The following is a 24,574-nucleotide window of genomic DNA, read 5'->3' as shown; positions in this document are numbered from 1 at the left end:
ACGTATGCCAGGCATGGGTTTACCTGGCTGGAGGTACGCACATGAAACGTAAGACTGCATGGGTCATCGTGTTATCCGGGTTGCTGCTGCTGAGTGGATGCTGGCCGTATTGGCACGATGGCAGGCACCACCGTTACTATCATGACGGAGACCGCGGTGGGCAGGAATACCGTCGCTACTGATGCCGGGCAGCAAGGGCTACAGCCCGGCAATGCTTTATGAATCCATATAGCAAACTAACATATGGCCCGGTTGGCATTGAGCAGTAACATGGGCTCACGAAAACTAAAAAAGGGTGTGCTACTTGGCAACACTTGCCTAAGTTCTCGATGGGGCAGCAGGAGCGTGTCGCGTGAAGAGCTCAAGATCAGTAGCAGGCGCATTACTGGTGTCCGCATTTGCCACGTTGTTCATGGCAGGATGCGCACAAAACCCTGACGTGCGTGGCGGCCATGATTACACCGCTGGCAGCACGTCGAAAAGCCCACCCGCGTATCTGGGGTGCGTGAAGGGTGAGCTCCCAGGGAATGTGAAAACTTACGAAGTCGATGGCGGTGACTCGGTCAGCCTGTTCATCGAAAGCACCGATCCCAACAAGGCAGAGGGCCTTGTGGAGTTGCGCAGCACAGGCAGCCAGCACTCGTTCACAGCCTATCAACGTGATGCCTGGTACGACCATGGCCGATTGCTGGATGCCGCGCTGATGTGTTCAAAAGCATGAGCAACTGACCTTCAAGCAAAAAAAGCCCGCCGTCGAGAGCGGGTTTTTTGCATTTGCCTGGCGGGCCCGCGATACTTCGCGCATTTGGATGGAGAGCAGCGGGTGGAAGCAAGAAGCGTTGTCGCCGAAATGTTCATTGGGATCCCGACGCATTTCTGGGTGTTGCCAGTTGCTGGCCTGGTCGCATACTACGGTCTGAAATGGTCCGCCAGAATCAGCAATCGTCGCACCTTGCTGCAAGCTTCGACTTACCTGTTATTGCTGGCTCTGGCGGTGCTGCCCAACGGCTTTTACGCCCTGTTTCCACCCGCGCCCGACCCGGATGTATTGTTGAATCACGCGCCATTGCCCAACTACGCAGGACGCTTCTACCTGGATACGTTCTACGTTTTCAGCGGTTGGGCGCTCAGCAAAGTGATGAAGCTCAAGTTCAGCTGACAATACCGTCGATTTTTGCAGCGACAGAGCGCAACTCGTCTGCAACCCCATCGATGGATCGGATGTGCGCGGTGACATCGACCTCGCTCTGCGAACTGCCTCGCGCTTCCATGAACCTGGCGTGCCCACTCATGGCCTGGCTGAGCTTTTCCAGATGATCGGCTGTTCTGACAAGGTCTGACTTGATGCTGTGAAGCGTTTCCATGGTGCCAAAGCCCTTCCTTGTCTGTTGCTTCAACGGTCCCATGAGCATCGCCTTAGGGCGGGGTTAAACGCAACAGATTTTTGGAATGCACAACCTTACCCTGGCTCCATGGAGCTTGTGCGATCCTTGCGGCGGCGCCGAAGCGGCCCGAATGGCTCAGCTTTTATCCCGCTTCTGCAGTACCGAACCCATGATGTCGGTCACCAGCAATCCGCTGGTGCCGTCTGATTGTCGTTCGGCAAGTGGCACATCCGAGGAGCGAAAGATACTACTGTCCTGTCCACCGGTTGTAAGGGTGACAAGTTTGCCGTTCTGATAGAAAAAGCGCGTGTTGTTGGCGTTCTTTTGCATGGTGTGTATTTCCTGGCTGAGTTGCGGTGTGAGGCCCCAGTGGCAGCTCCACCTTCTCAACGTTCAGCCACCCATGCTACTGGCAGAAATATCAGGTGCTCTTCGATAGATCCCGCTCAGGCTTCGTCCTGCAACCGCCCGGGGCTAAAGAAAAACGAAGCCACTACCACCGCCGTGATCACGCCTGTTGCATCTGCAAGAAACAGCAACAGTGCACTGGTATCACCCTGCACCAGGTGTTTGCCTAACGCGAATTCCACACCGTGCGGGCATGCAGCGATGATCAGCAGCATGGCGGCCAACAGGCCAGAGAGGAGCTTCATGTAGGCCTTGCCAAAAGCCAGGCCATAAGCCCAGAACACGAAAATGCACAGCACGGCCAAGCCGGTGGAGGTTGCGTACTGGGCGAGTATTTCCAGCCACCACAGCATGGGATTCTCCTGAGCAAAGCCGGTCGGGCATGCGTTGTCTGATGTTAATCAGAAGCAGGGCAGAATGAATTCGTTCCCGGGTTCAATCAATTAATTGCGTTTGCCTGCTTTAGTAAACAAACCACGGTGTGGTTTTGTTGTCATTGGCGCGTTGGTGCTGTGTCAATGACTCAAAAAAACCAGCGGCAAGACCTTGGTTGATTAGAAACTCTGCGCAACCCTCGGTAGAATGCAGCGTATCCCTGACGGCCAATTGCAAATGCCTACTTTTCGTATCTGTATCGCTTCTGCGTTAGTTGCCACCCTTGCCGGTTGCGCCACGCCCGGCAACCCCACTGCCAGCAAGCTGACCAAAAAAACGCCTCAGCAGTATGCCGCCTGCGTTCTGCCCAAGTGGCAGGCTTTGGCACCCCAAGCCACACAAAAGTCGATCGCCCACGGCTACCGGCTGACGGCATCCAGTGCAGTGGCAAGTGACGATGTGCTGGACGTGGTCGACTCTCGCGAGGGCAGCCGCGCAACCTTCTACAAGGGCAGCTTTTTGTCTGGCGACAAATTGCGCCAGGCTGCCAAGGAATGCCTGGACTGAATCAGTAGCCCGAGCCGCTCGAACCGCCCATGCTGGGCAGGCGGGCTTTGTGCTGGGCATTGCTCCATTCGGCGCAGGTCATGAAGGCGGTCTTGTCCACCTTGTCGTTGCCGTCGAAGCTGACGCTGTAGGGTTGCCGTTTACCGGCCTTGGTCAGCAGGTAGTCGAAGCAGGTGCCGGGCACCACGGTGCGGTCGGACTCGGCATCGGGTTTGCCTCCTATTTGCACGACCTGGTCTTTGCTCATGCCGTTACCGACCTTGGCCACCAGTGGCAGGTCGTGGTATTGCGCAGAGCTGGATGAGCAGGCAGCAAGCGTAGCCAAGGCGAAAAGCAGCGCGTGAAGGGGGGTGTTCATGGCAGTGCTCCGGGAGAGGACGCCGATGAGGGCAGATGACTGAGCGATCAATCCGCTCAGTTTGTCATCATACGCCTGTGCGCATTGCGTAACTGCTGTTGCGAAGGCAGCGGGCTGCTGTGCAGCCCAACGCGACACAAGGCCGCTCCTGCAGTGGAGCATGTGCTGTCCGGCGTTCAGCGCTCACGCATGAAGAAACCGGCAACGAACTTGCGGAAGGTTTCCAGGCTCTTGAAGTCGGCGTAGCGCTTGAAATTTTCGGTGTCCGGCTCTGGCCCGATGGGTTGTTCCAGCAGCGACACTGACAATACCCGGTCCTGGTCAGAGGTCATCACCAGTTCATCCATCACCTGGCCGCCGATCACCGGCCGGCGCATCTGCACCTTGACGCCTTTGCCGGCCATCCAGTCGATCAGCGACACCAGGGCCTTGAGCGGCTCGCGTTCTTCATCGCGGTACACCGGGAACAGGTGTGCGCGCGATAGCACCGGCACGCTCGCCACATGGATCAGCTCGTAGAAATGGCTCCCTGCGCTGGTCGGCGAGTAGATCATCAGCGCCAGCAATGGCCCGCTGGTGCGGCTACCGCCCCAATACAGATGGTGCCCCTGAAAGTCGAAGCCGTCTTCGCTGCGGTTATTGAACAGCTTGCGCCCTTTGATCTGGTCGACGCAGTCCAGCATCAGCCCATGGCGGCGATGGTTGCCGAACATTGTGGCTTCACGCAGACGGGACTTGAGCATCATCATGTGCTTCATGTCCAGCCGGGTTTCCAGGTAGTTGCTGGCAGGTACCCGCTCCAGCAACGGGTAGCGGCTGGCCACGCTGCGCAACTCGGCAAACTGCGTGGTCAGGTCCTTTTTCAGGTGGGTCGCGTAAAGGTTGAGGCCACTGGTTTCGATCCAGGTGAGCAGCAGCGACAGCAGGCGCTGCTGTTCGCGCCGGTCGTTGGCATCATTTGGGATATTGGGCGTACTGGTGATACTGGCGCGGAAGTCGCCGATCAGGCGCAACGGCGTGTCGGGTGGCAGCCAGGTAGCGGGTGGCGCGGGGTCGTCCTCGCGCTCGGCGGCGTCCCGCTCGTCCTTGGTGAAAGGGCAGCCAGGTGCGTGCTCGGCGGTGCCCGGGTTGTTCTTGAGAAACAATGTGCCGGTGTTGCCATTAAGGGTGACATTAAGCACCGGCAAGGCATCGTTGCGGCAGTCGCAGGCCAGCCACTGATTGGCGTTGCGTACTTTCATCAGTAGCTGGTTGGCCTGCAGCAGGCGTGGGCCGACGAGGTTGCCGGTGGCAAAGCCGACCAGCAGATCCTCTTCGGCGGGTGTCAGGCTGCGCACCTGCGCAGCGGTTTTGTCGATGATTCGCATGAAGCAGCTCCGGGCCAGGAGCTTCAAGCTTCAAGCAAAGTCGCGCGGCTTTCAACTTGCCGCTGGGTTACCGCTGAACATCTTGGCTGCGCGGGCACGGATTTCGTCAGGGCTCAGGTCCTCCTTGTGGGTAGAGACGAACCAGATATTGCCGAACGGGTCTTTCAAGGTGCCGCTGCGGTCACCGTAGAACTGGTCGGTCAAGGGGTGCAACTGCGTGCCGCCAGCCGCCAGGGCCTGGGCGTACACTTTGTCGCAGTCTTCGACATACAGGTGCAGGCCCACGCCTGCGCCGTTGAGCTTCTGGCTGGCGGTAAGGCCGCCTTCCATGTCGCAGGGGTCGCCCAACATCAGCGACGAATCACCAATCCTCAGTTCGGCATGGCCCACACGGCCACCTGGTGCATCGAGGCGGAACATCTCGACCGCACCAAACGCCTGCTTGTAGAACTCGATAGCCTTGGCGGCATCATTGATGGCCAGGTAGGGGGTGATACTGTGCTGGCCTTCGGGAATAGGTTTGACTGCCATGTTCGACTCTCCGTTGCAGTGGGCGCCGGGAGGCGCCCTGTTGCTTAGAGTCGTTTGTGCCGATGGAAAATCGACAATGACGCTAGATCGATTTTCTATAAGCGCGGCCGTCAGAAGATGTAGTCGGTGGTCAGGAAGCTCGACTGGCGGTTACGGATGATTTCGCTGATCAGTTCCTTGTTGGCGTCCTGGAAGCGGGTGGCGACCAGGGTGCGGATCGAGAACACCCGCAAGGCATCATGCACCGACAGAGTGCCTTCGGCGCTGTTCTTGCGGCCGTTGAACGGGTAGGTATCGGGGCCGCGCTGGCATTGTGCGTTGATGTTGATGCGCCCGACCTGGTTGGCGAAGATGTCGACCAGGCTGCCGATGGTCGCCGGATCGTTGCCGAACAGGCTTAGCTGCTGGCCGTAATCGGAGTCCAGCACATAATCGATGACGGTTTGCAGGTCGCGGTAGGGCACGACAGGTACCAGGGGACCAAACTGCTCCTCGTGGTACACGCGCATTGCGTGGCTAACCGGGTACAGCAAGGCCGGGTAGAAGAACGACCCGCGGCTCTGCCCGCCACCTTCGTTGAGCACACGTGCGCCATTGGCTGTGGCATCGGCCACCAGACCGTCGAGGTAGTCCACCTTGCCGGGCTCTGGCAATGGCGTCAGCGCGACACCCGGCTCCCAGGGCATGCCAGGCTTGAGCGCAGCCAGTTTTCGTTGGAACTTGTCGAGGAAGGCGTCGACCACGTCCTCGTGGACGAACAGAATCTTCAGTGCCGTGCAGCGCTGGCCGTTGAACGACAACGCGCCGGTCACCGCTTCTTCGACGGCGTTGTCGAGGTCGACCTGTGGCAGCACGATGCCCGGGTTCTTGGCATCCAGGCCCAGTGCGGCGCGCAGGCGATGCGGGCGTGGGTGCAGCTTTTTCAAGTCGCTGGCGGCCTTGTGTGTGCCGATGAAGGCGAATACATCGACCTTGCCGCTGGCCATCAGCGCGCTCACCGTCTCGCGGCCGCGCCCATAGATCACATTGATTACTCCCGGCGGGAAGCTGTCGCGGAAGGCTTCGAGCAACGGGCGGATCAGCAATACACCGAACTTGGCGGGTTTGAACACCACGGTGTTACCCATGATCAGCGCCGGGATCAGCGTGGTGAAGGTTTCGTTCAGCGGGTAATTGTAGGGCCCCATGCATAAAGCCACGCCCAGCGGAGCGCGGCGGATCTGGCCGAGGGTGCCTTGCTCCAGCTCGAAGCGGCTGGAGCGGCGGTCGAGGTCCTTGAGGGCGTTGATGGTGTCGACGATGTAGTCGCAGGTGCGGTCGAATTCCTTTTCCGAGTCCTTGAGGTTCTTGCCGATCTCCCACATCAGCAGTTTGACCACGGCCTGGCGCTGCTCTCGCATGCGTGCCAGGAAGGTTTCGACGTGCTGGATGCGTTCGGCCACGCGCATGTTCGGCCAGGCGCCCCGGCCTTTGTCATACGCCTGCACGGCGGCATCCAGTGCGGTGAGGGCAGTGTCGGCGTCGAGCAGCGGGGCGCTGCCCAACACCACCTGGCGCTCCTCGGAGCCCTCCTTGAGCCATACCGGGCTGCGCACAGTGGCCAAGGGCCCGTCCCAGCGCCTGAGTTCGCCGTTCACCAGATAGTCGCGTTGTTCCAGGGGAGCTTCCAGGCGCCAGGTTTGCGGGATGTTCTCGGCGCTGGGGAAGAGTGAATCGAGCAGACGGTCCATAGGTACTGCACCTCACGTAGCTGGGCGGGTTTCAAGCCGGGTGAATCGCTTCAGCATCGAGCATGCACCGGCTGCTGGAAAAACACCAGTCTGGCTCAACATGGCAGCCAGTGCCCGCCCGGGTGAAGGCAGGCACCGCATTCGCGTCACAACGGCAGGTTGAACAAGTCTGCGGCTGGCTGTGCCAGCCAATGTGGGCGCCATACTGCATTGGCATCGATAACCATCAGGCGCCGCCAGAACTCTCTGCGGGCCTGATGCGGGCGCGACAGGAAGGGTTCCACCTCCAGCAGCGGCCTGAGGTCGCGTCGATATTGGCGTGGAAGTCGTTGCCACAGTGCTGGGTGTGCAGGGTCTCCCTCGTCGAAGAACTCAAGGTAGTCACTTTCGCTGACCAGCAAGTCGACCTGATGGGCTGAATTGTAGGCCTCGATCTGCGCTAGCACTGGCTCACCCAGCCAGTCGCTTTCGAGGCGGATGGCATCGGCGACAGAGGTTGAAACTGTGAAACTGGCCGGTAAGCGTTGGAGCTGGTTGTCCGAGAGGTCCAGCGCGATCGGCTCGGTAATCAGTTCCAGGCCCTGAGGCAATTCGGTGAGGGAGCAACCTGAAAGGAACAAGGATTTGAGGTCGCCCAGCCAGTGCAGATCGGGGGCCGTCAGCAGCGGATTGTCAGTGAGGTCCAGTACCGCCAGGTTGGCGTATTGGTTGAGCCTGTACTGAGCTTGACCGTCCCATGTAATGCGGTTGCTGTCCAGGTCGAGCCAGCGCAAGGAATCGGGGCGTGCCAGTCGCGGCAGGTGGTCGAAACGGCAGTTGGTCAGGATAAGGCGCTCGAGATTGGGGAAGCGCTCTAGAAATTCTGCCGGCAGTTGGCTAAGCGGGCGGTTATTGGCCAGTGACACATGCTCGATATGGGTGAAGTCGTCGGGCAGAGCCAGGCTTGCCAGGTCCTCGTCCTGAAGGCCCAGGCCTGACAGGTCGAGGCTGAACAGGCTTCCCCCGCTGTCGAGCCGCAGCCTGGTAAGGCGGCGCCAGGCGTTGATGATCGGGCGGATGGCTCGATGGCGTTGGTGCGGCCGTATTGGGTCGGGTTGTGCCCATTGATGCAGATCGCTGCGCAAGGAATCCAGACGCCGCTGCAGGTCGCGCAATCGCTCGGTGGCAGAGCGCATGTCCGGCAGGTTGGGCGCTTCCTGTTCGTTGCCCAGCCAGCCGGCGAATTCGGCATCGGAGGCATTGGGGAACAGGCGACGGTAGGCCGCCGACAGCGAGCTGGTTTGCCGTGGGTGAGGGGGCAGCATTTCCAGCGGGCGGCCACCGCGCAACCAACCCTGGGGTTTAAGCCTTCGCGCGCTCGGCCCCCAGAGCCGTTGCGCCAGCTCGGCGCGGTGCTCATCGATCCACGCCAGGACACGCTGATGCAAGGTAATGCCGTCAGCTTCGTTAATGCCTATGGCGTGGCGTTGCTCGCGCGAAAGCACCTCTTCCACTGCACGGCACAGGCTATGGCACACGCTGTGCGGGGGCCGGGCGCTCGCCCAAGTCGGCTTCATAGCCTTCGACAGACTTGATCACCTTGCCCGTCCGGGTGGCCTGTGCAGCACCGATGTAGTCCAGCAGAGGCCCCTCAGGCCCACCGCCGCGAAGCTCAAGGCGTATGTCTTGCGGCCACCCGGGCAGGGCATCCAGAGCACTGAACAGCAGGCGCTCGCTGTCGACGCTGGCCCGCTCAGGTTGCAGCACTCCTTCCACCGCGCGTACCAGCGGCAATTCGCTGTGAACCTGTTCAATCTGATGGCGGACCGCTTCCGGTAACTCGCCGTTCTGTTGCCAGGCGAGTGATTCGGTGTTGTCCAATTGCACCAGCAAGCGCCTGGCCAGGGCGGGGGACAGGCGGGGGTAAGCGATAAGGACCTGCTGTATTGGCGGTGCGATGGGCATGTTGCCGTTGTAGAGCCGCTCGAACAGGCCCGGCGCGGCGTTGGTGCCCATTTCGTCCACTTCGGCCTGTGCCGCCATGCGTTGCAGAGTGTCGAGCAATAGCGGCGGCGCTGGTTGGCTTTGCTGGTGTACTTGGCGCAAGCGCTCGGCATCGATGCCACAGATGCGCCCGGCGTGCTCCAGTTGCTCAGGCGTGAACGCTGTGAACGGCTCACCCAAACGGCGCGCGAGGGTCGCGAATGGCCATTGGGAGGGTTGCTCATGCTGGCCGCGCCAGGCGCCTTGCCCGTTGTGTTCCAGCGGAGGTTGCCAGGCATCCTGCGCGTCCGGGTGAACGATTCGCCATTGCTGCAGCGTGTGGTCAAAGTGTTGTTGGTAGAGATGGCCGTCCATACGAATGAACTGCCGCCCCTCGTGCAGGTACTGACCTTGCGCATTGGGGAGCAGGTACTCTGGCAGCTCCATGCGGCTGCGGTAGGGGGCCAGGTCCTGATTCCAGAGCCTGTAGCGGCCGCTGTTGGCTGGCACTTCCTGCAACTTTTCCATAAGTGCGCTGGTGAACAACTTGGGAATTACGTGGCCTGCCACGACAAAGCCGCCGATCAGCGCCAGATTCAGGCCGACGGCTTCCAGATGCTGCAAGGCAAGGTGGCGGTCACCTTCCTGCCAGGCTTCATAGCCCTCAAAGACTTCGCCCAGCAGTTGGCAGGCCGTGACGCCCAGCATCAGCGGGCCAACACCGGGGATGAAGAACCCGGCGACGTTAAGCATATCCCAGCCAAGGCTCTCCCATTCAGCCAGGCGCCTGGCCCGTGCACTGGCATCGGCCAGCGCTGTCGGTACCGCCAGCAGGTTGGCCTCATGCTTGAGCCGGGTCAGGTGCAGGTCCTGAAAGTAGCCGAAAGGTTCTGCGGTAATGGCATGGCGCGTCGGGCGCAAGTCCGCTTGGGCTGCGCGTTGCCACGGGCGGTCATACGCAGTATTGCCTGAGGCATCGAGGTTTTGTTGCAGCAGGTCGAGAAAGTGCGCGCGCTCGTCCTGCATGATGTAACCCGCGAATGCCTGGCGGGCATCGGGATCGAGCAGCAGTGTTGCCAGTGCATCGTGCACGGCTTCAAGGTCATTGCATTGAAGCAAGGCTGGCTCATGCCCTGGCAAGTACAGGGCCAGTCCCGCACGGCCTGTATCGATCAGCATGGGTTCCTGCAGGCTGATGCCGAACAGTGCAAGGCGCCAGCAATTCACCTTGCTGCCTTGCAGTAATTGATGCACTTGATCGTGCGAGTAGCCGTTGATGTGGTGGCGCAGGTACGCGAGGTCGGCCGCCAGGCGCAGACGGGATTTTTGCACCCTTATGGCTAGCTCACGGACAGTTGGCTTAGTGAAATACTGTTCCAGGTGGGCTTGGTAAGCGCCACCAAGGTCCAGCTCACGGCAGCGTGTGGCGAACGCAATGGGTGAGAGGGGGAGCGGCTCGACCTGGAAGCGCTCCGAGGTGAGGGGAAAGTATGCCACAGGTGCCTGCATGCCGATTACGGCGTGGCCTTGCACTTGAATACGAGTGACCTGGATATTGTCGCTCAAGGCAATGGCACTCTGAGCGGTAAACGTCTCGTCATCGGCAAAGTTCTGCAGCGCAGCCTGTAACAGGTTGTCGATACGATGGCTGTACAGATAGCGCAGACCGTTCCAGTGCCAGGTACGTTCAACACGCAGTAGCCGTGAGTTGTGCAGGGGCGCGCGAAAGCCTTGTTCGGCAAGAACACCTTGCAGTAAAGGTTCGGCGAATTCAGTGATCTGTTTGAGGCCCTTGAGTGAACGGGCCAAGGCAGCTTGCGACTGTAACAGGCGTGCCTGGCTGGCGTGTACAGCCTGGCGCAGGTCTGGGGCGGCATTGGCGAACCAGTCCTGCTCCTGCCAGGGGCTGGCGTGGCTTTTCTGCAACGCAGTCCACTGTTTGGACGTTGCCTGGCTGGCCCAGTGTGGCAGTTGGGCCTCAAGCAGGGCCTGATGAGAATTGCTCGAAGGCATATCGATGCTCCTTTTATGCAAAGAAGGCATCAAACGCTAAACATCAATAGCCAAGTGGTACAGACATACCGTGCAAGTGGCACGCTTATAGCAAACTTCCAGTTGGGGAGGCTGGTCACGCAGGAATTTTGGCGCCATGAAACTTGATCTAAAGTTAGCCAGAAGCCGCTTGCCAAAGCGTTTGCAGGCATCTTAAATTGTTACTGAATGTGATGGGAAAGCTCTCAGGCAAACTATAAAAATCAAAGCGTTAAGTGTTTTTGCTGATTTTTTCTCTTTTTCAGATAGACCATAGAGCACTTCAAAGGACGTCGAAGAAGAAATGAAAGAGACCTTGACGGCTGTGGCGCGAAAGCTCCTGTCACCCTCCCTGCGCTATGAATTAAGGCTGCTGGCCAGCAAAGTGCGAGAAATCATGGCGCGTGCCTGTTTCTGGCGTTGGGAAGTAGCCAGGTTTCGGCTACAGCAGGAAAGCCCTTACGAAATTCTCTACATCGGCCGCAGGCAACAGCGGGAAATGGCCAAGCTGTTGATCGGTGGCAAAGGCCAGGGCAGCGCTACGATCGTTGACAGTGCAAGCGCCACAGCGCCTGCCGACCATGTAGTAGTCATTAGCGAAATGCCCTCGACGGGGGCGCTGTCAGTGCCGCACTACCTTAGCGCCGTGGTACCGCTGGGCCGCGCGCTGGAGGACATCACGGCGCGCTACGACGGCGAACTGCGGCGCAGCATCCGCAAGAACCGCCCGCTGTACCAGATGCGCCAAGCCCTCTCGGACGCCGAGATCGCCATGGCAGACCGTGAGTTGCTGCGCCCGTATGCCACCGCCAGGCAGGGTATCCATGCTGCACAGTTTCCCACCGATGAAGTGTTCCGCATTGCCAAAAGTGTCGGCCGTCTCGACCTGATCACGTTGGGTGATGAAGTGATCGGTTGCCACCTGGGTTGCGAAGTGGTGCGCGGCGGCAAGCGTTACTGGAGCACGTTGCGCTTTGGCTATTGCGAGGCAGTGTTCAGTGATGCCAAAAGGTTGCGCGAGGTGAATTCGATCACCACCTTCATGGCGCTTGAATGGGCACTGGAGCAGGGCTTTGATTATTACGACATTGGCCTGTGCCTCGCGCGCCCGGATGACGGCCTGCTGAAATGGAAGCGCCGTCGCGGGGGCGACATCGACTCGCTGGGCAACCATGCCTATCTGTTTGTCCGTTTGCCCAAGACCGGTACGGCGAAGTTCTTGTGGGATACGCCGATGTTTGCCGTGGAGGGCGACAAACTCACGCTGCACCTGGGTTTGCCGGATGGCCCGAGCGATGAGGAAGTAGCCAGCCGTTACCACGAAATGGTGTTTGGCGGTCTGCACAAAATTTACCTCTATGGTGGCAACAGTGCCGGTGAGCCCTTTGTGGAAACCCTGCGCAACCGTTACGCAAGCTTGCAGTCACCGCCCACCATGGAAAGGATCACGTGCAACTGAGTGGCTGCCAGGGATGCATTGATCTGGCGCTTTACGCCAGGGTTCAGACTTCATCATCAGGGGAGGACGCTTCATGGGAAGCGACATCTCGCAGTTCAGTGCGTCGCCCGCAACCAAGCAGCACACCTGGACGTTGGCCGCGTACCGTTATATGGCGCGCAAGCGGATGGGCAAGAATACCGAGCTCGACCTCAAAAGCATCGCCACCCAGAGTTGGGATATTGCCCCGGGTGAAACCACGGTTTCTCCCCCGGCCATTTTCCTGCCTGGCCAGTTGGAGCGGGTAACGGGCTGGGAGGGCAAGCGGTTCTACCCCTACGTGCACCCCGCTCGTACCATGGAGGGCGGCATCAGCACGCTGCAAGGGCCTACCCGGGGCTACCTGATCAAGAATGTGTGGCTGGTCGATGGCGCGTTGTACAAGGGCAAGGCCAGCCACTGGCTGTCACGCAAGCCCAGCACCTTCCCGACTATCATTGTGGACAACGAAATAGACCGCGCGGCCATTTATTGCACGCAAAACGGCAATTCTTGGTTTGGCACCTGGTTGATGGAAGACTGCCCAACCTATGCGCTGGCCTGTAACGAAGGTATACCGGTGACCATCGCACCATCGGCCAGGTACCCATTGTTTACCCAGGCGCCAGCCTATGAAGACTGGCTGGACATGAAGCCGATGCGCCTGCGCAGTGCGTTTTTCCGTGAACTGGTGCTGTTCGATGACCAAGGCAACAACCGCAGCCGCCATGCCCGCTACAAGGCTATGGGGGACAAACTGCTGTCACACGTGCCGCATGCCCCCCATCCCGGCGTGTTCCTGCTGCGTGGCGGTGATGGCGACCTGCGCCTGTTACGCAATGAGCTGGAACTCGCCGAGCACCTACGTGTCACCCGAGGTTTCCGTGTGGTCAACCCGCTCAAGTCTGATGTGCCTAGTATTGTTGCAGCCTGCGCTGGGGCAAGAGTGGTCATTGGCGTGGAGGGTAGCCAATTGGTGCACGGGGTAAATGTGCTGCAATCCGGCGGTAGCCTGCTGACGTTGCAGCCACCTGACCGGTTTGTCAGCTACTACAAATACCTGACCGATCGCGACCACCAGCATTTCGGCTTTGTGGTCGGGATACCGGAGGGCGATGGTTTCCGGATCGATATTGGCGAGGTGGAGCGCACCTTGGACCTGTTTCCGCGCTAGGGGGGGAGGCTGCATCAGGGCTGACATGAGCCACGCCATGACAGCCTTCATAGTTACCACCAGCAGGTTTTTTCGCGAAGTGGGCGATGTGGCACTTGTTACAGGTTTTGTAATAGTTTTGCGCTATCAGAGAAACCTGCTGTGCTTGTAGGATCACCCTCCCAATCTGTTATCAAGGTATCTATGAGCACCTTCGCGGAGCCCCCCAGTCTCTGGCCTTTCAGGCCATCCTCCCCCCGTCTTCGTGACGCTTCCCTCGTGAGTACCCGCTAATGGAATGGCTAGCCGATCCCACGGCCTGGCTGGGCCTGTTGACGCTTATCGTCCTCGAGTTGGTGCTGGGTATCGACAACCTGGTGTTTATCGCCATCCTGGCAGACAAGCTCCCACCCCATCAGCGCGACCGCGCGCGGGTGATTGGCCTGAGCCTGGCGTTGATCATGCGCCTGGGTCTGCTGGCCAGTATTTCGTGGATGGTCACCCTGACTGCACCCTTGTTCGAGGTGTTCGACAAGAGCTTCTCGGGCCGCGACCTGATCATGCTGTTCGGCGGTGTGTTCTTGCTGTTCAAGGCCACCATGGAGCTGCACGAACGCCTCGAAGGCCATGTGACGCAGGCCAGTGGCACGCTGCGCCATGCCGCGTTCTGGCCGATTGTCGGGCAGATTGTGGTACTTGACGCGGTGTTCTCGCTGGATGCGGTGATTACTGCGGTAGGCATGGTTGAACACCTGTCGATCATGATGATTGCAGTGATCTTCTCGATCGGCATCATGATCGTTGCCAGCAAGCCGTTGACCCGGTTCGTCAACGCCCACCCCACGGTGATCATGCTGTGCCTCGGCTTCCTGATGATGATCGGCTTCAACCTGACAGCCGAAGGCCTGGGCTTCCATATTCCCAAAGGCTACCTGTACGCCGCCATCGGCTTCTCGATTGTGGTCGAGCTGCTCAACCAGCTGGCCCGTGCCCGCCGCAAGCGCAGCTTGCAGCAGCACCGGCCTTTGCGTGAACGCACAGCGCATGCCGTGCTGCGCCTGCTGGGCGGCCGCCGGGTCGAGGCTGACGAAGTGGGTGAGGAAATCGCCGACCTGGTCGAAGGCGGTGAAGAACAGGTGCTGTTCGACCGCCGTGAGCGGGTAATGATCAGTGGCGTGCTGAACCTGGCCGAGCGGCCGATCCGTACGGTGATGACCGCACGTGCCGAAGTCGATGTGATCGACCTGGCGCAGCCGGCCGATGCCATTACGCAGGCACTGGCCAACTCGCCGTACTCACGTTTGCCGTTGATACGCGACGGCCGTATCGACGAGCCGCTGGGCTTCGTACACAAGAAGGAACTGCTCAAGGAATTGTTGTCGGGCAGCCAGCCGGACCTGGAAGGCATGGCACGGGCGCCGTTGAACCTGCTGGAGAGCTTCAGCATCCTCAACGCCCTGGAGCAGATGCGTGGGCAGTCGACCCATATTGCCTTCGTGATCAACGAGTTCGGTGACTTCACCGGCCTGCTGACCATGACCGACATCCTGGAGTCGATTGCCGGTGAGCTGCCGGATGCCAGCGAGGTTGAAGGCCCGGGCATCGTCCAGGAGGGCGAAGGCTTTGTGGTCAGCGGCGCGCTGAACCTGAGCCAGGTACAGGCACGTACCGGTTTCAGTGCCCGTGCCACCGACGATTACCAGACCTTGGCAGGCCTGGTGATGAGCCTGCTCGATCGCCTGCCGATGGTGGGTGACCGCCTGGCCTGGAATGGCTGGACGCTCACCGTGGAAGCGGTTGAAGAACGGCGGGTGCGCCAGGTTCGGCTTACACCGAGCGGCGACGCTGACGCAGCAGGTGCCTGAAGCCTTCGAGCACCAGCACGAGTACCGCGGCCCAGATCGGCAGGTAAGTCAGCCACTGATCCGGGCCGATGGTCTCGCCCAACAGCAGCGCTACCCCTACCAGCAGCACCGGCTCAACGTAGCTGAGCAGGCCGAACAGGCTGAACGGTAGCATCCGGCTGGCAAGCACATAGGCGATCAGGGCCGAGGCACTGATGGCCCCAAGGACCGGGATCAAGGCATAAAGGCCTGGGTGCGCCTGCAGGTCGCTAGTTGAAAGCGGGCCCTGGATCACGAAGTAAAGCGCCCATGGCAGCAGCAGGCACATGTCGCACCACAGGCCACCCAGGTGGTCAGTGCGGCAACGCCGACGCAAAACGAAGTAGATCGGGTAACCGATCGTCACCAGCAGGGTTTCCCAGGCAAAACTGCCATTCTGGTACAGCTCGTGGCCCACGCCCAGCGCGGCGCAGGCCACGGCTACCTTCTGCAGGCGCGACAGGCGCTCGCCATACACCAGCCGCCCGGTCAGGACCATGGTCAGCGGCAGCAGAAAGTAGCCCATCGACACTTCCAGGCTGCGCCCGTGCAGGGGCGCCCAGAGGAACAGCCACAACTGCACGCCCATCAGCCACGACGTACCGACCATGCCCAGCAACAGCACGGGCGTGCGTTTTACCCTGGCCAGCAACTCGCCTACCCGTTTCCAGTCCTTCGAGACAAGCATGAACAAGGTAAGGCAGGGCAGGGTCAGCAGGGTGCGCCAGCCAAAGATCTCTTCGCCATCGAGTGGCGTGAGCAGCGAGGTATAGAAGTACATCACAGCAAACAGACAGGACGCCATGACCGATGAAACAATGCCTTTTGACACGAGTGCCTCGAATAGGGGAGTTGTGCGGTTGGATCAGCCGCGCATGATCTCAGGGGGCGCGCCTTGCGGCAACTGTGGCGCGCCTGGATGTGCGGCCAGCGCCTCCAGGAACTGCGCCGCCGGCATGGGCCTGGCGAACAGGTAGCCCTGCTGGAAGTCCACGTCATGGCGGGCAAGATACTCGCGCTGAGTGTCGGTTTCGACACCCTCGGCAACAATGCCCAGGCCAAGTTTGGCTGACAGCTCGATGATGGATTCGAGGATGTGCAGCGACAGCGCATCGCCGCCGATCATGGCGACGAAACTCTGGTCGATTTTCAGGTAGTCGACCTTGAACTGGCGCAGGTAATTGAGGCTGGACTGCCCAGTGCCGAAATCGTCGAGTGCAATCATTACCCCCATGGCATGCAGCTTCTCGAACAGTTCAAGGGTTATGGGGGTGGGCTCGATCAACTTGCGCTCGGTCAGCTCCAGAGTCAGTACGACGCGGCCGGGAGGAAAGTGCTGCAGAAAGGTACGACAGTCGTCGAGCAGACGCATGTCGCGGCAGTGGTCGGCAGTTATGTTGACCCCGATGTGGAAACCGTCCTCCAACAGCCCGGCATAGGGCGCGAGGCTCTGGGCAGTGTGCATCATCAACGCCCGGGTCATGGCGACGATCTGCCCGCTGTGTTCGGCTTGAGGAATGAACAGGTCAGGGCGAACCAGGCCTTCTCGTGGGTGGTTCCAGCGCATCAGCACCTCGGCGCCGGCCCAGCGGTAATCGCCCTTGCGCACCACCGGCTGGAAGTACGGCAGGAACTCGTCGGCCCGCAGGGCCCGGTCCAGCTCGGCGCGGGGCGAGGTGGCGCGGCGGATTTGCCAGCGGCAAACCAGCGCGGCCATGGCACCCAGTACCAGCAGCAGGCTGAGCAGGGCAGGGTAGTGGCTGCGCAGCAACTGGCCTTGCTTGTCGGCGCTGTAGCCGCCCTGCACGCTGAACGGGTAACGCGTCGAGCCCAGTAGCACGTTGGCGCTGGCTGCGGCAGGCGGCACGCCTTTGTGTACAACGCCGTCCTTGCCCATCCAGGCGTTGCCCACGCGTATCTGCAGGTCTTCATCAGGGCCGATCAGGCGCAATGCGGTCAGCAGGTGGTCGCCATCCACTGTGGTGATTGCGCCATGGTCGCCGTCGCTGGCGCGATAAACCAACAGCGGATGCCCCGGGGTGACCGAGTTGCCGTCCATCAGCCACAGCTTGCCATCGGTGTAGTCACTGGCGTTGACCGGCTCGTCGAAATCGCCAAATAGCGAGGTGCAATAAAGGTTGTTGTGCCTGAACAGGTTGGTCGAGCGCACGAAGGCATTGCGGGTAACCTGGGCACGCAGCGTAAGCTGGGCCTGGTCGCAAGGGCGGGCCGTCAGGGGCAGTAGCGCATTGGCAGCAGTGGACAGGTTATCGAGGATCCGCTCGATGTGCTCCACCGCCTGGCGTGTGGTGGCCTGGCTGCTGGCCTGCATTTCGCGCCCTACCTGCCAGTTCATCACGGCAAGGCCGCACACTACCGGCAGCACGCCGACGACCCAGGGCAGCAGGTTGCGCCAGCCAAGGCTGGGGCGGCGTTTAGCGTTAAGGGGCATGCTGAAATGATCTGTGTGGGGGGTAACGAGAGGATAGCCGCTTGTCGGAACGTGCGGTCAACTAAAAACGCGACAAACGATTTTACGCAATGTAGAATCCATTTACGAATACAACAATAAGGTCCTTCAATTCCGAAGGATCAAGCCCGCCGAGAATGGGTCCATATGACATACCATGGGTTCAAGCTGATCATAGGTGACTTCCTCGCCCGCAGCGTGCGGGGTATCCCGTGCTCCCCCCCGTTTCTGTTCCACATCCCACGCAATCAATAATTTTTCGCTGCAGATGAGGACACGAACATGGCTGATATCTTCGACAATCCAATGGGCCTGATGGGCTTCGAGTTCATCGAACTGGCTTCGCCTACCCCTGGCGTACTCGAGCCGGTATTCCAGATACTGGGCTTCACCAAGGTGGCTAGCCACCGTTCCAAGGATGTGCACCTTTACCGCCAAGGTGACATCAACCTGATCCTGAACAACGAACCCAAGAGCGTTGCCTCGTACTTCGCTGCTGAACACGGCCCGTCGGTGTGCGGCATGGCTTTTCGCGTGCGCAATGCCCATGAGGCATATGCCCGTGCCCTGGAACTGGGCGCCCAGCCGGTGGAAATCGAAACAGGCCCGATGGAACTGCGGCTGCCGGCAATCAAAGGTATCGGTGGTGCGCCGCTGTACCTGATCGACCGCTTCGACGAAGGCAGCTCGATCTACGACATCGATTTCAACTTCATCGAGGGCGTAGACCGCAACCCGGTAGGTGCCGGCCTGAAAATCATCGACCACCTCACCCACAACGTGTATCGCGGGCGCATGGCTTATTGGGCTGGGTTCTACGAGAAGCTGTTCAACTTCCGTGAAATCCGCTACTTCGATATCAAGGGTGAATACACGGGGCTTACCTCAAAGGCCATGACCGCACCCGATGGCATGATCCGAATCCCGCTCAACGAAGAGTCGTCCAAGGGAGCCGGGCAAATCGAAGAGTTCCTGATGCAGTTCAACGGCGAAGGGATCCAGCACGTCGCCTTCCTCACCGACGACCTCCTCAAGACCTGGGATGCCCTGAAGGGCTTTGGCATGCGCTTCATGACTGCGCCGCCGCAAACCTACTACGAAATGCTCGAAGAACGGCTGCCAGGTCACGGCGAGCCGGTGGACCAGTTGCAAGCGCGCGGTATCCTGCTTGATGGTGCATCGCAGCCCGAAGACAAACGCTTGCTGCTGCAGATCTTCTCGGCAACCTTGCTCGGCCCGGTGTTCTTCGAGTTCATCCAGCGCAAAGGTGACGATGGATTTGGTGAGGGTAACTTCAAGGCCCTGTTCGAATCCATTGAACGTGACCAGGTACGCCGCGGTGTGCTGAGTACCGACTGATGCCCTAGGGGTGGCGCCGCCTTCATGTAACGTGGGCGGCGCTGTCACGTCTGTTGGAGCGTGCTCTGAACAGGGCCAGAAAAACGATAGAGCCGGTCACGATTCCCACCAGCATCAGGGAAGGTAGGATTTGCAGCATTGACTGGCGTATTTCCTGTGCGGTAGAACCCTGCGCGTAGCCGCCTTTTACCCTGTATCCATACCTGGCCGACAATGCAGTTGCCAAAAATTCGGACTGCGAGGGGCGCTGAGCGTCACGGCTATCGCCTTTGCTCCAGATATAGCGGTCGCCGAACTCCAGCAGTAGTGTCAGCCCGTCTTGAAAACCATCCAGTTCATTGCGCAGTTGCGTGGCATAGGCCGTCACGATTACGCCTTTGCCGCTGCCCTCCAGGTAAAAGTTGACCAGCAGTTTGCGGCGCTTGTCGGGTTGCCCATAGGAAAGCTCGACCTGTTGGCCCGACAGCATGAAGGAAGATAAATAGTCCAGTGAGTCTGATGAGCTGCTGCAGTAGGCTTCATTTCCCTCTACCAAGGTCAACGACCTGACCATGGAGCGGCTCACGACCTGATCCTGTAGAGCGTTTTTGACGCTCTCGCAGGGTTTTCCTGCGAATGGCAGAGCGCGCTGGGCAGCCTCATGCAGCCGATTCAGCGCCTGGTCAATGCTATACACCGCTTCCTGAACCGAGACGGCTGCGTTTTCCGCAAGCTTCATTTCCAGCTGGACAATCATCACCAGCAAACCGGAAACCACAGGTACCAGGCCCACCGTGGTGAGCAGCAGCAGCTCCCGCAGGCGGCGCCCGGCGTGCTTTATTTTCAACATGGGGCAATCGCTCTCCGGCCGAAACTGTTCGAGGTGTACAGCTGAGCCCTGAGCCTATGCGTTCATTGACCGGCCGGCTGTAGTCCGCGTGCAGTCTGCGGGAGAGGAAAACCAAAAGACTGATGTAGGGCTTTACTTACCGTTCAGCTTTGCCAGTACTTTCTCTGCGAGCAGTGCAGTGGAGTCCGGATTCTGCCCGGTAATAAGCCGATCATCCTCGATCACGAACGGCTTCCACGGCTCATCGTGTTTGCTGTACTCGCCGCCGCGGCCACCTAGTTCTTTTTCCGTGGAGAAAGGCACCACCTTGTCCAGCTCAACCAGTTGTTCCTCGATATCTGAAAAGCCGGTCACTTTGCGACCTTTCAGTAGAAGGCTATTGTCGCTGAGCTTGATGTTAAGCAGGCCGGCGACGCCGTGGCAGACTGCTGCAACAATGCCGCCGCTTTCGTACACTTTGCGCGCCAGCTCCTGCAACTGCTTGTTATCGGCAAAGTCGTACATCACCCCATGGCCACCGGTGTAGTAGATGACGCTGTATTCGTCGGCTTTTACCTGGCCGGGGCTCAGGCTGGTGCCCAGTCGCGTCATGAAACGCTTGTCGTCATACCATTGCCAGTCCAGGTCGGGGGCCATGTGCAGGCTGTGTGGGTCGACAGGGACGTAGCCACCCTCCGGGCTGACATAGTCGACCGTGTGGCCGGCCTTTTCGACTTTCTCGACAAAGTGCACCGCTTCACCCAGCCACAGCCCTGTCGCTCGTTTCAAGGTCGGATACTTGGCTGTATTGGTCAGCACCACCAGCATTTTCTTGCTCATGACCACGCTCCCGTCGGCAACCTGAATGGGCCGTTGCTCCTTGGCCCGGGGAAAACCTAATCAGCATAGCTGCCAGCTGCAAGTACGCCACAGTGCGCAGCGTGTGCTGTGCTAACGTGAACGAAACCCTCGGGGTGAACCTTCGCATTGCTGGAGTAACGCTATTGGCCGTACACGGCACGCCGCGCAAACCTGCGCGGGACCTCACGTTGAAAGCGCCCGTATCGATACCGCTCGATCTGATGAGCGAACGCATTGCACAGTTTGACTGGGGGCGTACATCGCTTGGGCCGTTGCCGCGCTGGCCGGCCTCGTTGCGCATTGCCGTCGACATGATGCACTTGTCACCGTTTCCCTGTGCGGTGGTCTGGGGGACAGACCTCTGCGTGGTGCACAACGATGGTTATCGGACGCTGCGGGGCGCCAGCCCGGATGCGCTGGGTAATGCGTTCGATGCGCTGTGGCGTGATCTTTGGCCGGCAATGGGTCCATGGGTATTCAAGGCGCTTGAGGGGCGCTCGAACTTTGTCGAGGACCCTCCCCAGTGTATCGTCCGCGGCGAAGGCTGCGAGCCGCTGTGGTGCGCGTTCGGTTATGCACCCCTGCACGATGAACTTGGAAACGTGGCAGGTTTCCTGCACACGGTTATCGAGATTACCGCCAGCGTTCAGGCGCACCACCATTGGCGTGGGCAGGCGCAGGATTTTGAACGGCAGATAAAACGACATCTGCCCGAGCGCGAGCAGATCTGGCAGCTATCGCGTGATGCGATGATGACGGTTACCCCCGAGCTCAAGGTGCATGCTGCCAACCCTGCCTGGTACCGCATTCTGGGCTGGGCCGAGGAACAGGTTCACGATGTGCCGGTACTGGAGCTGGTGCATCCGGCGGATCGCGCCGAGGTGCAGGTGGCAGTCTCCGGGTTGCTGCAATACTGCGATAGCGAGCAACTGGAGACTCGCTTGCGTCACAGTGATGGCCATTATCACTGGTTTCGCTGGAGTGCCCGGTTCGACGGCAGCCTGTTGACGGCAGTCGGTCGGGATATCACCGAAGACCGCGAAGAGGCCGCGCGTCAATCTGAAGCGCTGATGCGCAAGAGCGAGCGCATGGAGGTGGTTGGCCAGTTGGCCGGGGGCATGGGCCACGAGATGAACAACCTGCTGTCCGGTATCGGTGGCAGTCTCGAACTGCTGCAGCGGCGCTTTCAGGATGGGCGCCTGGAACGGATCGACACCTACCTGGAGGTCGCTCGCGAATCGGTGTCGCGTGCCATGGAGCTGACTCATCGGCTGCTGGCGTTCTCCAGGCATCAACCACTTGCGCCCAAGCCCATGGATTTCAATCGGCAGTTGCGGTCAAGCGAGCCGTTGTTACTGAAGGTGCTGGGCGCAGAGATGCGTTTGAGCTGGCAACTGGATGTCGCACCATGGGCGGTATGCCTTGACGTCAGCCAATTTGAAAACGCCTTGGTCAACCTCTGCGCCAATGCCCGTGAGGCTTGCCTGGAACGTGGTACTGTCACTGTTCGCAGTGTCAACGAACGGTTGACGGCCAGTTTCCCTGATGACGGTGGCTTGCCGGCAGGTGACTACGTTGCCTTGCATGTCGAGGACGATGGCCATGGTATGTCAGCAGCGGACATAGCCAGGGCGTTTGAGCCGTTCTTCACCACCAAACCCATCGGGCGGGGTTCCGGGCTTGGGCTATCGATGGTGTATGGCTTTGTCGGTCAATCGGGGGGGTATGCGTGGATCGAGTCGAACCCGAAGCAAGGCACCCGGGTTTCCATGCTGTTCCCAAGATACCATGATCCGCTACCCGAAGAGCCCGAACCCGTGCAGCGCCCTCAGCGGATGGCCCAGGGCGAGCGCCTGTTACTGATCGATGACGAGCTGAACTTGCGTGTCGTCATGCGCGAGTATCTGGCTGAGCGCGGTTTTGTGGTGACTGAAGCGAGTGACGCCAATACTGCGCTGGAGCGCTTTCGTCTTGACGATCCCTTTGACCTGGTGATTACCGACATCGGCTTACCGGGCGGCTTCAGCGGCCGGCAAGTTGCCAAGGCCATGCGCATGCAGGCTCCTGCTCAGAAGATCCTGTTCATCACGGGCTATGCTGATCACCCTGTCGAAGCCCAATTGCTCGATCAGCCAGGAACGGCATTGATGAACAAGCCGTTTTTGCTGGCGGACCTGGCCGAGCGGGCGATAAGCATGCTCGAACAATGATGAGCGTCAGGGCTGGCCAAGAATCTGTGTCACCTGTGCCTGCAGGTCTTTAAGTTCGAACGGTTTGCAGAGCAAGTGCATGCCCGTACCCAGGAACCCTTCGCGGGCCATGGCGGTTTCCGCGTAGCCGGTGATGAACAGCACCGGCAAGCGCGGGCGCAGGCTGCGCGCAATTTCGGCCAATTGCCGACCATTCATGCCAGGCAAGCCGACATCGCTGACCAATAGATCCACGGGTTGGGCCGAACGCAGTACCTTGAGCCCTTGGGTAGCGTTGGCCGCGCTGCGGCAGGGGAAGCCGCTCTCGCGCAGGGCCTGGCACAGCAGTTGGCGGACATGGGGGTCATCTTCGACCACCAGCACGTGACGGCCACGTCGACTTTGCACAGGTGCCGGTTTGCTCGGCTCCTGGGCTTGGCCGATATGGCGCGGAAGGTACAGGTCTACCCGGGTGCCTTGGCCGATCTGGCTGTGCAGGGTGACATCCCCGTGGGACTGTTTGCTGAAACCGTACACCATCGACAGGCCCAGGCCGATACCCTGGCCGATCGCCTTGGTACTGAAAAACGGCTCGAAAGCACGCTCCAGTGTGCTTTGCGCCATGCCCTGGCCGTCATCGATGATGCTCAGGCGAAGATAGTCACCCGCACACAGAGATCCGCTTGTGAACGGCTTGCTGCCGATGTGCTGGTTGCTGGCCTCGATGCGTAGCTGGCCGCCACTGGGCATGGCTTCGCAGGCATTGAGCACCAGGTTGTCCAGGGCTTCCTGCAGCTGTTGGTCGTCAGCTTCTGCGGGCCACAGCCCTTCGGCGATGTGCACGTGTAAGGTAACGGCAGGGTTCAGGCTGGCTTTCAGGCGTTTCACCTCCAGCAGGCCGTGCAGGTCGACACGCTGGCTGTTAAGCGATTGGCGGGAGGAAAAGGCCAGCAACCGGTGGGTCAGGCGGGCTGCGCGTGCTACCGCCTCACGGCCCATGCGCAGCACGTTGTCCAGGCCATCGCTGCGGCCTTGATTCAGGCGCCGTTCAATCAGCTCGAAGCTGCCCCCAATGCTGGTTAGCAGGTTGTTGAAGTCATGGGCAATTCCCCCTGCCAGCTGGCCGATGGCTTCCATTTTGCGCGCTTGGTAGGGATCGAATTCGTTGTGTTCCTGTTCCTTGTCTGGCAGCAGAGCCGGGGTAGTCAGGCGTTGTTGCAGGTCCTGCAACTCGTCGCGTGCGGCGTACTGTCGGCGCCGGTTGCGCAGCGCAGATCGGGTCATGTGCAGCAGTTGGGCGTTGTCGAAGGGTGCGACCAGCAGCAAAAGATTGCCCACCGGATGATTACCCGCGCCATTGGCCGACCAGGCACCCTGGATGAGCAGCACGATGGGCAGGTCCGACCAGCTTTGTTGCTGGTCGATGAATGCCTGCAGCAACGCACTTGGGCCCTGGCTGAATACTTGCTCGGCAATGATTGCCAGGCCTGCGCCTTCAGCCAGGCAAGTTTGCAGGCTGGGCAGGTCGACGGCGCACAGGCTATCGATGCCCTCGGAGGCGAGCAGACGCGAGGTATCCGCAGCTAATGGCGGTGGTGCCAGGATCAGGGCACGTTCGTCCAGCGCCAGTGAATGGGCCAAGGTGAATCTCCTGTAGGAT

At 60.0% G+C, this 24,574-nt stretch carries 23 protein-coding genes; 9 read left to right on the top strand and 14 right to left on the bottom strand.

What is annotated here, in order from left to right; all coding sequences use genetic code 11:
- Positions 1-41 precede the first annotated feature (41 nt).
- The 3 genes from P0Y58_17475 (at position 42) to P0Y58_17465 (ending at position 1,159) form a co-directional block, all read left to right on the top strand.
- Positions 42-182, top strand: a complete 141-nt coding sequence (locus P0Y58_17475; protein ID WEK28696.1) for a hypothetical protein — start codon at positions 42-44, stop codon at positions 180-182.
- Positions 183-352: 170 nt separating this feature from the next.
- Positions 353-721 (top strand): hypothetical protein, encoded by a 369-nt coding sequence (locus P0Y58_17470; protein ID WEK28695.1) that lies wholly within the window; start codon positions 353-355, stop codon positions 719-721.
- A 129-nt stretch (positions 722-850) separates the two neighbouring features.
- Positions 851-1,159, top strand: a complete 309-nt coding sequence (locus tag P0Y58_17465; GenBank protein ID WEK33348.1) for a hypothetical protein — start codon at positions 851-853, stop codon at positions 1,157-1,159.
- Here the strand turns inward: P0Y58_17465 and P0Y58_17460 are convergent.
- The 3 genes from P0Y58_17460 to P0Y58_17450 all read right to left on the bottom strand — a co-directional run bounded on the left by P0Y58_17460 (position 1,152) and on the right by P0Y58_17450 (position 2,146).
- Positions 1,152-1,364, bottom strand: a complete 213-nt coding sequence (locus P0Y58_17460; protein ID WEK33347.1) for a hypothetical protein — start codon at positions 1,362-1,364, stop codon at positions 1,152-1,154. The genes P0Y58_17465 and P0Y58_17460 overlap by 8 nt on opposite strands.
- Positions 1,365-1,520: 156 nt before the next feature.
- The gene (locus tag P0Y58_17455; protein WEK28694.1) at positions 1,521-1,715 is read right to left on the bottom strand and encodes a hypothetical protein; all 195 of its coding nucleotides are present in this window, start codon (positions 1,713-1,715) and stop codon (positions 1,521-1,523) included.
- 116 nt (positions 1,716-1,831) lie between these two features.
- Positions 1,832-2,146, bottom strand: coding sequence for a hypothetical protein (locus tag P0Y58_17450; protein WEK28693.1), 315 nt, complete (start codon positions 2,144-2,146; stop codon positions 1,832-1,834).
- A gap of 229 nt (positions 2,147-2,375) precedes the next feature.
- Between P0Y58_17450 and P0Y58_17445 the strand changes: the two genes are divergently transcribed.
- Positions 2,376-2,735, top strand: coding sequence for a hypothetical protein (locus P0Y58_17445; GenBank protein WEK28692.1), 360 nt, complete (start codon positions 2,376-2,378; stop codon positions 2,733-2,735).
- A 1-nt stretch (position 2,736) separates the two neighbouring features.
- On the opposite strand, the gene osmE is transcribed toward P0Y58_17445, so the two are convergent.
- The 6 genes from osmE to P0Y58_17415 all read right to left on the bottom strand — a co-directional run bounded on the left by osmE (position 2,737) and on the right by P0Y58_17415 (position 10,696).
- Positions 2,737-3,093 carry an osmotically-inducible lipoprotein OsmE gene (osmE, locus tag P0Y58_17440; GenBank protein WEK28691.1) on the bottom strand — a complete coding sequence of 119 codons (357 nt, stop codon included), beginning with the start codon at positions 3,091-3,093 and terminating at the stop codon, positions 2,737-2,739.
- Between the two features lie 176 nt (positions 3,094-3,269).
- On the bottom strand, positions 3,270-4,460 hold the full coding sequence (locus P0Y58_17435) for a hypothetical protein (GenBank protein ID WEK28690.1): 1,191 nt from the start codon (positions 4,458-4,460) through the stop codon (positions 3,270-3,272).
- Positions 4,461-4,511: 51 nt separating this feature from the next.
- Positions 4,512-4,991 (bottom strand): VOC family protein, encoded by a 480-nt coding sequence (locus tag P0Y58_17430; protein ID WEK28689.1) that lies wholly within the window; start codon positions 4,989-4,991, stop codon positions 4,512-4,514.
- A 110-nt stretch (positions 4,992-5,101) separates the two neighbouring features.
- A complete protein-coding gene (locus tag P0Y58_17425; protein ID WEK28688.1) occupies positions 5,102-6,721 on the bottom strand; it encodes an NADP-dependent glyceraldehyde-3-phosphate dehydrogenase in 1,620 nt (539 codons plus the stop codon).
- A 146-nt stretch (positions 6,722-6,867) separates the two neighbouring features.
- A complete protein-coding gene (locus P0Y58_17420; protein WEK28687.1) occupies positions 6,868-8,277 on the bottom strand; it encodes a leucine-rich repeat domain-containing protein in 1,410 nt (469 codons plus the stop codon).
- Positions 8,228-10,696 (bottom strand): hypothetical protein, encoded by a 2,469-nt coding sequence (locus P0Y58_17415; protein WEK28686.1) that lies wholly within the window; start codon positions 10,694-10,696, stop codon positions 8,228-8,230. The genes P0Y58_17420 and P0Y58_17415 overlap by 50 nt, the downstream gene beginning before the upstream one ends.
- A 322-nt stretch (positions 10,697-11,018) precedes the next feature.
- On the opposite strand from P0Y58_17415, the gene P0Y58_17410 reads away from it, so the two are divergent.
- The 3 genes from P0Y58_17410 to P0Y58_17400 all read left to right on the top strand — a co-directional run bounded on the left by P0Y58_17410 (position 11,019) and on the right by P0Y58_17400 (position 15,209).
- The gene (locus P0Y58_17410) at positions 11,019-12,173 is read left to right on the top strand and encodes a hypothetical protein (protein ID WEK28685.1); all 1,155 of its coding nucleotides are present in this window, start codon (positions 11,019-11,021) and stop codon (positions 12,171-12,173) included.
- Between the two features lie 73 nt (positions 12,174-12,246).
- Positions 12,247-13,365 carry a glycosyltransferase 61 family protein gene (locus P0Y58_17405; protein ID WEK28684.1) on the top strand — a complete coding sequence of 373 codons (1,119 nt, stop codon included), beginning with the start codon at positions 12,247-12,249 and terminating at the stop codon, positions 13,363-13,365.
- A gap of 272 nt (positions 13,366-13,637) precedes the next feature.
- The gene (locus P0Y58_17400) at positions 13,638-15,209 is read left to right on the top strand and encodes a TerC family protein (GenBank protein WEK28683.1); all 1,572 of its coding nucleotides are present in this window, start codon (positions 13,638-13,640) and stop codon (positions 15,207-15,209) included.
- Here the strand turns inward: P0Y58_17400 and rarD are convergent.
- Positions 15,172-16,059 (bottom strand): EamA family transporter RarD, encoded by an 888-nt coding sequence (rarD, locus tag P0Y58_17395; protein WEK28682.1) that lies wholly within the window; start codon positions 16,057-16,059, stop codon positions 15,172-15,174. The genes P0Y58_17400 and rarD overlap by 38 nt on opposite strands.
- Before the next feature lie 33 nt (positions 16,060-16,092).
- Positions 16,093-17,679: an EAL domain-containing protein gene (locus tag P0Y58_17390; protein WEK28681.1), complete on the bottom strand. Its 1,587-nt coding sequence runs from the start codon at positions 17,677-17,679 to the stop codon at positions 16,093-16,095.
- A 300-nt stretch (positions 17,680-17,979) separates the two neighbouring features.
- Here P0Y58_17390 and hppD point away from each other — a divergent pair, with 300 nt between their 5' ends.
- Complete coding sequence (gene hppD / locus P0Y58_17385; GenBank protein WEK28680.1) at positions 17,980-19,056, top strand: 4-hydroxyphenylpyruvate dioxygenase; 1,077 nt, start codon at positions 17,980-17,982, stop codon at positions 19,054-19,056.
- Positions 19,057-19,078: 22 nt separating this feature from the next.
- Here the strand turns inward: hppD and P0Y58_17380 are convergent, their stop codons facing one another.
- Both P0Y58_17380 and P0Y58_17375 read right to left on the bottom strand, forming a co-directional pair.
- Positions 19,079-19,885 (bottom strand): CSS-motif domain-containing protein, encoded by an 807-nt coding sequence (locus P0Y58_17380; protein WEK28679.1) that lies wholly within the window; start codon positions 19,883-19,885, stop codon positions 19,079-19,081.
- Between the two features lie 132 nt (positions 19,886-20,017).
- Entirely contained in the window at positions 20,018-20,704 is a 687-nt protein-coding gene (locus tag P0Y58_17375; protein WEK28678.1) for a type 1 glutamine amidotransferase domain-containing protein, read from the bottom strand.
- A gap of 164 nt (positions 20,705-20,868) precedes the next feature.
- Between P0Y58_17375 and P0Y58_17370 the strand changes: the two genes are divergently transcribed.
- Positions 20,869-22,935 (top strand): ATP-binding protein, encoded by a 2,067-nt coding sequence (locus tag P0Y58_17370; GenBank protein WEK33346.1) that lies wholly within the window; start codon positions 20,869-20,871, stop codon positions 22,933-22,935.
- Between the two features lie 6 nt (positions 22,936-22,941).
- Here P0Y58_17370 and P0Y58_17365 read toward each other — a convergent pair whose 3' ends face one another.
- Positions 22,942-24,555: a response regulator gene (locus tag P0Y58_17365; GenBank protein ID WEK28677.1), complete on the bottom strand. Its 1,614-nt coding sequence runs from the start codon at positions 24,553-24,555 to the stop codon at positions 22,942-22,944.
- Between the last annotated feature and the right edge of the window lie 19 nt (positions 24,556-24,574).

The organism is Candidatus Pseudomonas phytovorans (genome assembly GCA_029202525.1).
Lineage (GTDB): Bacteria > Pseudomonadota > Gammaproteobacteria > Pseudomonadales > Pseudomonadaceae > Aquipseudomonas > Aquipseudomonas phytovorans.
The sequence above is the reverse complement of the archived record's forward strand: the minus strand, read 5'-3'. Positions and strand labels throughout refer to the sequence as shown.

What these genes read in the sequence shown, in the direction of transcription:
- P0Y58_17475 (WEK28696.1), top strand. Translation starts at nt 42, where the DNA reads ATGAAACGTAAGACTGCATGGGTCATCGTGTTATCCGGGTTGCTGCTG.
- P0Y58_17465 (WEK33348.1), top strand. Translation starts at nt 851, where the DNA reads ATGTTCATTGGGATCCCGACGCATTTCTGGGTGTTGCCAGTTGCTGGC.
- P0Y58_17460 (WEK33347.1), bottom strand. Translation starts at nt 1,364, where the DNA reads ATGGAAACGCTTCACAGCATCAAGTCAGACCTTGTCAGAACAGCCGAT.
- P0Y58_17455 (WEK28694.1), bottom strand. Translation starts at nt 1,715, where the DNA reads ATGCAAAAGAACGCCAACAACACGCGCTTTTTCTATCAGAACGGCAAA.
- P0Y58_17450 (WEK28693.1), bottom strand. Translation starts at nt 2,146, where the DNA reads ATGCTGTGGTGGCTGGAAATACTCGCCCAGTACGCAACCTCCACCGGC.
- P0Y58_17445 (WEK28692.1), top strand. Translation starts at nt 2,376, where the DNA reads ATGCAGCGTATCCCTGACGGCCAATTGCAAATGCCTACTTTTCGTATC.
- osmE (WEK28691.1), bottom strand. Translation starts at nt 3,093, where the DNA reads ATGAACACCCCCCTTCACGCGCTGCTTTTCGCCTTGGCTACGCTTGCT.
- P0Y58_17435 (WEK28690.1), bottom strand. Translation starts at nt 4,460, where the DNA reads ATGCGAATCATCGACAAAACCGCTGCGCAGGTGCGCAGCCTGACACCC.
- P0Y58_17430 (WEK28689.1), bottom strand. Translation starts at nt 4,991, where the DNA reads ATGGCAGTCAAACCTATTCCCGAAGGCCAGCACAGTATCACCCCCTAC.
- P0Y58_17425 (WEK28688.1), bottom strand. Translation starts at nt 6,721, where the DNA reads ATGGACCGTCTGCTCGATTCACTCTTCCCCAGCGCCGAGAACATCCCG.
- P0Y58_17420 (WEK28687.1), bottom strand. Translation starts at nt 8,277, where the DNA reads ATGAAGCCGACTTGGGCGAGCGCCCGGCCCCCGCACAGCGTGTGCCAT.
- P0Y58_17415 (WEK28686.1), bottom strand. Translation starts at nt 10,696, where the DNA reads ATGCCTTCGAGCAATTCTCATCAGGCCCTGCTTGAGGCCCAACTGCCA.
- P0Y58_17410 (WEK28685.1), top strand. Translation starts at nt 11,019, where the DNA reads ATGAAAGAGACCTTGACGGCTGTGGCGCGAAAGCTCCTGTCACCCTCC.
- P0Y58_17405 (WEK28684.1), top strand. Translation starts at nt 12,247, where the DNA reads ATGGGAAGCGACATCTCGCAGTTCAGTGCGTCGCCCGCAACCAAGCAG.
- P0Y58_17400 (WEK28683.1), top strand. Translation starts at nt 13,638, where the DNA reads ATGGAATGGCTAGCCGATCCCACGGCCTGGCTGGGCCTGTTGACGCTT.
- P0Y58_17390 (WEK28681.1), bottom strand. Translation starts at nt 17,679, where the DNA reads ATGCCCCTTAACGCTAAACGCCGCCCCAGCCTTGGCTGGCGCAACCTG.
- hppD (WEK28680.1), top strand. Translation starts at nt 17,980, where the DNA reads ATGGCTGATATCTTCGACAATCCAATGGGCCTGATGGGCTTCGAGTTC.
- P0Y58_17380 (WEK28679.1), bottom strand. Translation starts at nt 19,885, where the DNA reads ATGTTGAAAATAAAGCACGCCGGGCGCCGCCTGCGGGAGCTGCTGCTG.
- P0Y58_17375 (WEK28678.1), bottom strand. Translation starts at nt 20,704, where the DNA reads ATGAGCAAGAAAATGCTGGTGGTGCTGACCAATACAGCCAAGTATCCG.